The sequence below is a fragment of the Campylobacter concisus genome (assembly GCF_002913765.1).
Lineage (GTDB): Bacteria > Campylobacterota > Campylobacteria > Campylobacterales > Campylobacteraceae > Campylobacter_A > Campylobacter_A concisus_BB.
The window spans coordinates 1-756 of the sequence record NZ_PPCH01000011.1; the positions used below are offsets into that span (position 1 = coordinate 1).

The following is a 756-nucleotide window of genomic DNA, read 5'->3' on the forward strand; positions in this document are numbered from 1 at the left end:
AACACCTTCATCCAAAAAGCCAACACCTTTGTAAATGAGATAAAAGATGGCAACTATGAAGCAAGCTTAGAAGCTGACACAAACAACCCAGCTCTAAATCAACTAAAAAGCACATTTAAAGATCTACAACTTGCTCTTAAAAATGCAATATCAAGTAATGGTAAAGATGTACTTGATCTACTAAACACTTATAAAAACCAAGACTTTACAAAAAGACTTGATGATGATGGTAAGATAGCAAGTGGTATAAACTCACTAGGCATTGAGATATCTAAAATGCTAAATGACAATCTAAACCAAGCTCAAGTACTAGAAGAAAAAGCTAAGCTTCTAGCTAGCTCAGTATCAAAAGTAGCAAGCTCAGCAAATACTCAAGCAAATAGCTTACAAGAATCAGCTGCTGCAGTTGAGCAAATGTCAAGCTCAATGAATGCCATCTCTCAAAAGACAGCTGATGTTATAAGACAAAGTGATGAAATTAAAAACATCATAACTATCATTAGAGATATAGCAGATCAAACAAATTTACTTGCTCTTAATGCTGCAATAGAAGCAGCACGTGCAGGAGAACATGGTAGAGGCTTTGCAGTTGTTGCTGATGAAGTTAGAAAACTAGCTGAACGTACTCAAAAATCACTTGGTGAGATAGAAGCAAATACAAATGTATTAGCTCAATCAATAAACGAGATGAGTGAATCAATCAAAGAGCAAAGTGAAGGTATCAATATGATAAATCAATCAGTTGCTCAAATAGAT

Annotated in this window: 1 protein-coding gene; it reads left to right on the forward strand. The window is 34.7% G+C overall.

What is annotated here, in order from left to right:
* Positions 1–756 (forward strand): methyl-accepting chemotaxis protein (locus CYO89_RS10520; protein ID WP_258032510.1); only part of this gene is annotated, 756 nt, incomplete at both ends.